Origin of the sequence: Phreatobacter sp. AB_2022a (assembly GCF_026847585.1) — a bacterium.
GTDB lineage: Bacteria > Pseudomonadota > Alphaproteobacteria > Rhizobiales > Phreatobacteraceae > Phreatobacter.
Map to the genome: position 1 here is coordinate 61683 of NZ_JAPSET010000037.1, position 7386 is coordinate 69068.

A 7386-nucleotide genomic window follows, 5' to 3' on the forward strand; every position below is an offset into this window, starting at 1 on the left:
AGCTGGCGCAATGGAGCGCCGGCTTGTCTTTGTGGCCGCTGACGCAAATTCTTCATGTCGTACATGTTGCGACATAAAAATAGTTCGGTCGGAAATATTGGGTCACGCTCGATCACATTCCGGGCCAGCTGTCTCGGCTATCAGTCCAGCCGGAACGTTGCTGAGGAGGGCCGAGTGGTCCGGGACAGTGGACTGGAAATGTCGGGGCGCCGCGGCGGGCTGCGAGGGCTTGGGCGTGACGCGAGGCGATCGTCCTCCTGGCTGGCGGCGGCGCGCCGGACGCTGCGCCTTCGCGCCCGCACGGAACCTGCCGCTTGGACGTGTCGATATCCGCCCGTGATCAAGATGTCGGGCAGACGCTACCTGTGTGGCGCCTGGCCGGCCGGACTTGTGGCGCCGCTGCTGCTGGCGGGCTGTGCGTCCGCGCCGCTGGAGCAGGCGAGCACCCTGCAATCCTACGACAGGCTCGCGGAAGCCAACGGCCTGGTGACGCGATCGCGGTTGCGTGTTGACGAGGCCGCGATACGCGAAGCGAAGACGGTCCAGATCGTGCCGACCGCGTTTGGCGCGGGCACCTTGAGAATTCCTCTCAATGCCGCGCAGCGCCGCCTGGTCGCCAATGCGGTCGACAGGGCCCTCTGCGCCGGGCTCAGCGAGCGATTCCAGGTGGTCGGACCGGGACAACCCGCGGACCTCACGATCCGTGCGCTCGTGACCCATGTGACGCCGACCGACACGCTCGCCGTCGGCGCTTCGCGGGGCGCCGCCATCGCCAAGATGGTCCTTCTTCCCGGCGTTCCCGTCCCGGTGCCCCGCATTCCCATCGGAATGGGCACTCTCAGTCTCGAAGCCGAGGCTCTGGATCTGAAGGGCGACCAGAAGGCGGCCATGATCTGGGCGCGCGGCGCTCACATGATCGGATCCGGCCGCATGGCCGTGGAGGGCGACGCATATGCCCTGGCCTCGGAGTTCGGGTACGATTTCAGCCGGCTGCTCGTCACGGGCCGGTCGCCGTTCGGCCAGTTGCCGGCGCTTCCCTCCGCTCACCAGATCTCCACCTCCTTGGGTGGGGCGGCGGCCAGCCGGGCCTGTGAAGCCTTCGGACGCAACCCGGGTCTCGCCGGGTTCATGGGAGGGCAGCTCGGCCTCCCTCCCGGCTGGACCGACAAGGGGGCGGTGGCGCGCTGAAGCCATCTCGGCGAGGGAGCGTATTCGCCTGACGGGGCGACGGTCCTCCCGGCCATCATAGCCGCGATTGTTCGCGAAACTGGCGCGGCGTGAGGCGGACGCCCGCCGTGCAGGCGACGTCGGCAAGAGCGGCGCTCCCGCGTCCAGATCGGCCGGGAACACCCGTTTCAGCCGCGCGACGATGTCGTGGCCGGAAGGGCCTTCCTCATGATCGTGTTGCGGAGGAAGCAGTCCGGTCGAGCGGTTGGGAGACCCGAACTGCGCGGTCGGCCCGCTGATCGAGGCCGCGGGTTGGCCTGACGGGAACCGCGCATGCGGCCACGAGGACTGCGTCGCCGGGGCTGGGGGCATCGCGCACGGGGAACTGTTCGCGTGCCGCTTTTCGGACGGCGTGTCGGATCTTCGATCTCCGGCTCCTTACCGATCTTCGGCTTTGCGGCGGTGTTCGATGTCTTCCGGTTCCTTCTGATCGATCGTGGTCAATTCGTCTTTCGCCCGGTCATTTGCCCGCAGCAGTTCATCGAGCTTGGCTTGCAGCGCCTGCGTGTCGCGGTATTCCGAGCGCTGAATGAACAGCGTCATCGCCCAGGTCGCCAGCGTGGCGAAACCGTGCCAATCAAGAGTTTCTCGTTCCAAAGCCAGCCACAAGACGGCATAGCCGATAAGGACGAGGAACGCCCATGGCCGCGCAGCGGCCGTACCGAGATGGGTCAGGATACTGGTACTGTTCATGCCGACACCTCCGGTTCGCTCAACTATCAACTGACGAATGCTATGTCGGTTCGCTCGACGCGAGCAGCATCCGGGGCGCCGACGATATGATGGCGGAGTTGGTCATCACCCCAGCGCGGTTGCGCGCCCGCGGCGAGGGACCTTGGTGGTCGTATCGGGCGCGCTGCGGCCATCGGCGATGCCGGAGGCGACCTGCCGCGTCCGAGCGCGCTTCGAGCGCTTTCGCCGTGATGCCCGCCCGGGTCCAACGGGGGCGGCCCGTGCGCGCTCGCCTCCTGCGGCGACGGCCCGAAGGCTGGAGGTGAGCGGGGGCCGCAATCCGGTCAGTGCTTGGTCGCCGCGATCGTATCGCCGGCACGGGACGTCGCCGTTTCTGTTTGGCGCCGTCCGCGGGGCAAGGCTTTCATTTCCAGGAAACCGCTGGTCGTGCACACACATGCGCGCGCATGTGCGCTTCTGCTCGAATTCCTCAAGCAAAGCTGGCGGGTGGGTCGATCTGGGGGATGCCGGCGTGGCGTCGGCGACAATGGCAAGGCTTGCCGTGTCGAGCGGCCGAGGTGGAAAAAAAGGGGGCTTCGCTTGAAGCCCCCTTCTTGCCAGAGCCTGTCAGTCCGTCCGGGACAACGATGGGTGATTTTGGGATCACATCACCGACGTTTGCGGACGAGCTTTGGTCGGCTGGTCAGTTGACGGTCGCCCGTCTCAGGAACAGCCCGTCGTCGAGCCGCAGGTGTCGCACTTCAGGCAGGTGCCGTTGCGCACCATGGTGAAGTTCGAGCATTCCGGGCAGGCATCGCCGACATAGCCGCGGAGCTTGGCCTCGGCGCGCCGGTCGGCGGTGGTCCGCTCGGCCTGCGGCGCGGCGGCCGGGGCCTGGTCGAACAGCGTGCCGAGGGCAGGGGAGACGGCGGCCGCCACCTCCTCCTTCAGCGCGGTCGCCCCCTGGGTGCGCATGGTCACGACCGTGCCGGTGCCGCGGGCGTCGTTGGCGAGCGTGCCCGGGCCGATGGCCGGGGCCTGGGCGCCGGTCGAGACGACCGTGAACTTGTCGGTCTTGCCGCGCACCAGGCCCTTGGACAGCACGCTCTTGGTGCCCTCGGTCGCGCCGGTGCCGAGCGCGTCGTAGCGGCTCTCGCCCGGATCGACATGGCCGAGATCGAAGCGGCCGAGATAGCTCACCGCCAGTTCGCGGAACACGTAGTCGAGGATCGAGGTCGCGTATTTGATGGTGTCGTTGCCCTGCACCGGGCCCGCGGGCTCGAAGCGGGTGAAGGTGAAGGCGTCAACATATTCGTCGAGCGGCACGCCATATTGCAGGCCGAGCGAGATGGCGATGGCGAAATTGTTGAGGAGCGAGCGGAGCGCCGCGCCCTCCTTGTGCATGTCGATGAAGATCTCGCCGATGCGGCCGTCGTCATATTCGCCGGTGCGCAGATAGACCTTGTGGCCGCCGACCACCGCCTTCTGGGTATAGCCCTTGCGGCGGTCCGGCATCTTCTCGCGCTCGCGCACCACCTGGACGCGCTCGACCACCTTCTCGACGATGCGCTCGGCGAGCGCCGCAGCGCGCGCCGTCTGCGGCTTCTCCAGGAACTCCTCGACGCCGTCCTCGTCCTCCTCGTCCTCGATGAGCTGGGCGTTCAGCGGCTGCGACAGCTTGGAGCCGTCGCGGTAGAGCGCATTGGCCTTGAGCGCCAGCTTCCACGACAGCATGTAGGCCGCCTTGCAGTCCTCGACCGTCGCCTCGTTGGGCATGTTGATGGTCTTGGAGATGGCGCCCGAGATGAACGGCTGGGCCGCCGCCATCATGCGGATGTGGCTTTCGACCGAGAGATAGCGCTTGCCCTTGCGGCCGCAGGGATTGGCGCAGTCGAACACCGGATAGTGCTCGACCTTCAGGTGCGGCGCGCCTTCCAGCGTCATGGCGCCGCAGACATGCTCGTTGGCCGCCTCGATGTCCTTCTTGGAGAAGCCGAGGCGGGCGAGCAGCTCGAAGCCGGGCGCATTGTATTCCTCGGCCGGAATGCCCAGCGTGCGGGCGAGGAAGTCCTCGCCGAGCGTCCACTTGTTGAACACGAACTTGATGTCGAAGGCGGTCTTCAGCTGGGCCTGGACCTTGCCCAGCGCTTCCTCGGTGAAGCCCTTGGCTTTCAGCGTCGCCGTGTTGATCGCAGGCGCCTGGGCGAGCGAACCGTGGCCCACCGCATAGGCTTCGATCTCGCCGATGGCTGCTTCCGAATAGCCGAGCGAGCGCAGCGCGTCCGGCACGGCCCGGTTGATGATCTTGAAATAGCCGCCGCCGGCGAGCTTCTTGAACTTCACCAGCGCGAAGTCGGGCTCGATGCCGGTGGTGTCGCAATCCATGACCAGGCCGATCGTGCCGGTCGGCGCGATCACCGAGACCTGGGCGTTGCGATAGCCGTGCTTCTCGCCGAGCGCCAGAGCCTCGTCCCAGGCGCGGGTGGCATGGGCAACCAGCGTCCGGTCGGGGCAGTTGGCGTGGTCGAGCGCCACCGGGTTGACCGACAGGCCTTCATAGCCCGCCGTCTCGCCATGCGCGGCGCGGCGATGGTTGCGGATGACCCGCAGCATGTGCTCGCGGTTCGGCGCGTAGCCCGGGAACGGGCCGAGCTCGCCGGCCATCTCGGCCGAGGTGCGGTAGGCGACGCCGGTCATGATGGCGGTGAGGGCGCCGGCCAGCGCCCGGCCCTCGGCGCTGTCATAGGCGATGCCCATGGTCATCAGCAGGCCGCCGATATTGGCATAGCCGAGGCCGAGCGTGCGGTATTCGTAGGAGAGCTCGGCGATCTGGCGCGAGGGGAACTGCGCCATCAGCACCGAGATTTCCAGGACGACCGACCAGAGCCGGCAGAGGTGCTCGTAGCCCTCGACGTCGAACAGGCGCGTGCCGGTATCGTAGAACTGCAGGAGATTGGCGGACGCCAGGTTGCAGGCCGTGTCGTCGAGGAACATGTATTCCGAGCACGGATTGGACGCCCGGATCGGCCCCGCCGACGGGCAGGTGTGCCAGTCGTTCATCGTCGTGTTGAAATGCAGGCCCGGATCGGCCGACGCCCAGGCGGCATGGCCGATCTTCTCCCAGAGCTCGCGGGCCTTCAGCGTCTTCACCGGCTTGCCGGTGATGCGCGCGATCAGGTTCCAGTCGCCGTCGGTTTCCACCGCGCGCAGGAAGTCGTCCTTCAGCGACACGGAATTGTTCGAGTTCTGGCCGGCGACCGTCAGATAGGCGTCGGAATCCCAGTCCGTGTCATAGGTCGGGAACTCGATGTCCTTGTAGCCCTGGCGGGCGAACTGGATCACCCGCTTGATGTAGTTGTCGGGCACCATGGCCTTGCGCGCGGCCTTGATCTCGCGCTTCAGTGCCGGGTTCATGGCCGGGTCGAAGCAGCCGTCGCCATCGCCCTCGCAGTTCACGCAGGCCTTCATGATGGCCTTGAGGTGCCGGGCATTGATCTTCGAGCCGGTGACGAGGCTCGCCACCTTCTGCTCCTCGATCACCTTCCAGTCGATATAGGCTTCGATGTCGGGATGGTCGGCATCGACCACCACCATCTTGGCGGCGCGGCGCGTCGTGCCGCCGGACTTGATCGCGCCCGCCGCGCGGTCGCCGATCTTCAGGAAGCTCATCAGGCCGGACGAGCGGCCCCCGCCGGCGAGCTTCTCACCCTCGCCGCGCAGATAGGAGAAGTTCGAGCCGGTGCCGGAGCCGTATTTGAACAGGCGCGCCTCGCGCACCCACAGGTCCATGATGCCGCCCTCGTTGACGAGGTCGTCGGCGACCGACTGGATGAAGCAGGCATGGGGCTGCGGGTGCTCATAGGCCGACTTCGACTTGACCAGCTTGCCGGTCTCGAAATCGACGTAGTAGTGACCCTGGCCCGGGCCGTCGATGCCATAGGCCCAGTGCAGGCCGGTGTTGAACCATTGCGGCGAGTTCGGCGCCACCATCTGCATGGCGAGCATGTAGCGCAGCTCGTCGAAGAAGGCCTGGGCATCGGCCTCGGCTTCGAAATAGCCGCCCTTCCAGCCCCAGTAGGTCCAGGTGCCGGCAAGCCGGTCGAAGACCTGGGTGGACGAGGTCTCGCCGACCCAGCGTTCCTTCTCCGGCAGTTCCTTCAGCGCCTTCTCGTCGGCGGCCGAGCGCCACAGCCAGGACGGGACCGTGCTCTCCTCGACCTTCTTCAGGCGCGCGGGCACGCCGGCCTTGCGGAAATATTTCTGGGCGAGGATGTCGGCGGCCACCTGGCTCCAGGCATCGGGCACCGAGATGCCTTCGAGGCGGAACACGATCGATCCATCGGGATTGCGGATCTCCGATGTCGCCGACCGGAACGCGATGTCTGCATAGGGCGACTGGCCCGCCTTGGTGTATCGCCGTTCGATGCGCATCGTTCTCGTCCTTCATCTCTTGGCCGGGAACTGTGCTCCCGGTCCGCCCCGCGGTCCATGCCCTGGATCCCGCGTCGACCCGGTTGTTCCGGGCCCGCTTGCCGCCGTGGTCTGCAGATCCCCGCTCTCCACAGGAGCCGGGACCCGAGAGGCCAACTCATCCCGTCCAGGCGTCGTTCCGCGGCCAGCGCCGGGGACGAAGCTCCGCCCTCCGCCGGCCTCGCGCCGTTGCGGGCGCGCGCCACCGGATGACGAAGACAATTCTTCCGGCCACGCGGCGCGGGGGGCGCTTGCGTCAGCTCGGAAACCGTCTGGGGATTTGGTGCGTCAGGAACTTGGAACAGACCCGCCGAACCGAAATCCAAGGTAAGCGGCATGCCTTCATGTCGTCAAGATATAGAGGGCAGGGGTAAACAGACCACTAAATGTGGTGGCTCGCCGACGATTTTGAAGGGGAATGTCCTGGGGACGGGAGCAAGTGTCGGAGATTCCAGGTGGATTCGCCAAGGAAAAATTCACCACGGGTCGACCGGCTCTCCACAGCCGCGTGAAAACCGCCCCCAGATATTCCCAGCCCGGGACAGGGGTGGCCAAAATGTGGTGGTCCTGTGCTCGCGTCGTGACCGCCTTTTCCCGGTTTGTTCGTGCTGACGCAGGGGCACTGAATCGGCTGCCGTGGCAAGGCAGGTGGAGCGCGGCGGAGGGAATCGCCCGGACGATTCTCGCGCCGCGATTCGAGCGCGGCCGCGAGTCGCGGCGGGCGCAAACGAAAACGGCCGGGTTCCCCCGGCCGCTTGTCGTCGCTGCCATGGCGGGCCGGCTTCGACCGGCCTTCGCCTGGTGGCTCCACAAGGGTGAACCGTCTGCCGCGCGGCCGGTTCACCGCATGCTCAGCCCTCGGCCTTGCGGTTCCACCAGCCGGCGCGGCGGGGCGCGCCGGTATTGGCGGGCTGCTGGACCTCGACCGGCTCGGGATCGGGCGTACGCCGGCGGCGCACCGGCTCCTCGGCCACCGGTTCGGCGGCGAGCGGCGTCTCGGCCGGAGCGATCGTTGCA

3 protein-coding genes are annotated in these 7386 nt (G+C 67.0%); 1 reads left to right on the forward strand and 2 read right to left on the reverse strand.

Annotated elements, in window-relative coordinates:
- Positions 1-345: 345 nt before the first annotated feature.
- Positions 346-1188, forward strand: a complete 843-nt coding sequence (locus tag OZ671_RS23145; protein ID WP_268862920.1) for a DUF3313 domain-containing protein — start codon at positions 346-348, stop codon at positions 1186-1188.
- Positions 1189-1605: 417 nt separating this feature from the next.
- On the opposite strand, the gene OZ671_RS23150 is transcribed toward OZ671_RS23145, so the two are convergent.
- Positions 1606-1920 carry a low affinity iron permease family protein gene (locus OZ671_RS23150; protein WP_268862912.1) on the reverse strand — a complete coding sequence of 105 codons (315 nt, stop codon included), beginning with the start codon at positions 1918-1920 and terminating at the stop codon, positions 1606-1608.
- A gap of 702 nt (positions 1921-2622) precedes the next feature.
- Positions 2623-6330, reverse strand: a complete 3708-nt coding sequence (locus tag OZ671_RS23155; protein WP_268862913.1) for a vitamin B12-dependent ribonucleotide reductase — start codon at positions 6328-6330, stop codon at positions 2623-2625.
- Positions 6331-7386: the final 1056 nt, after the last annotated feature.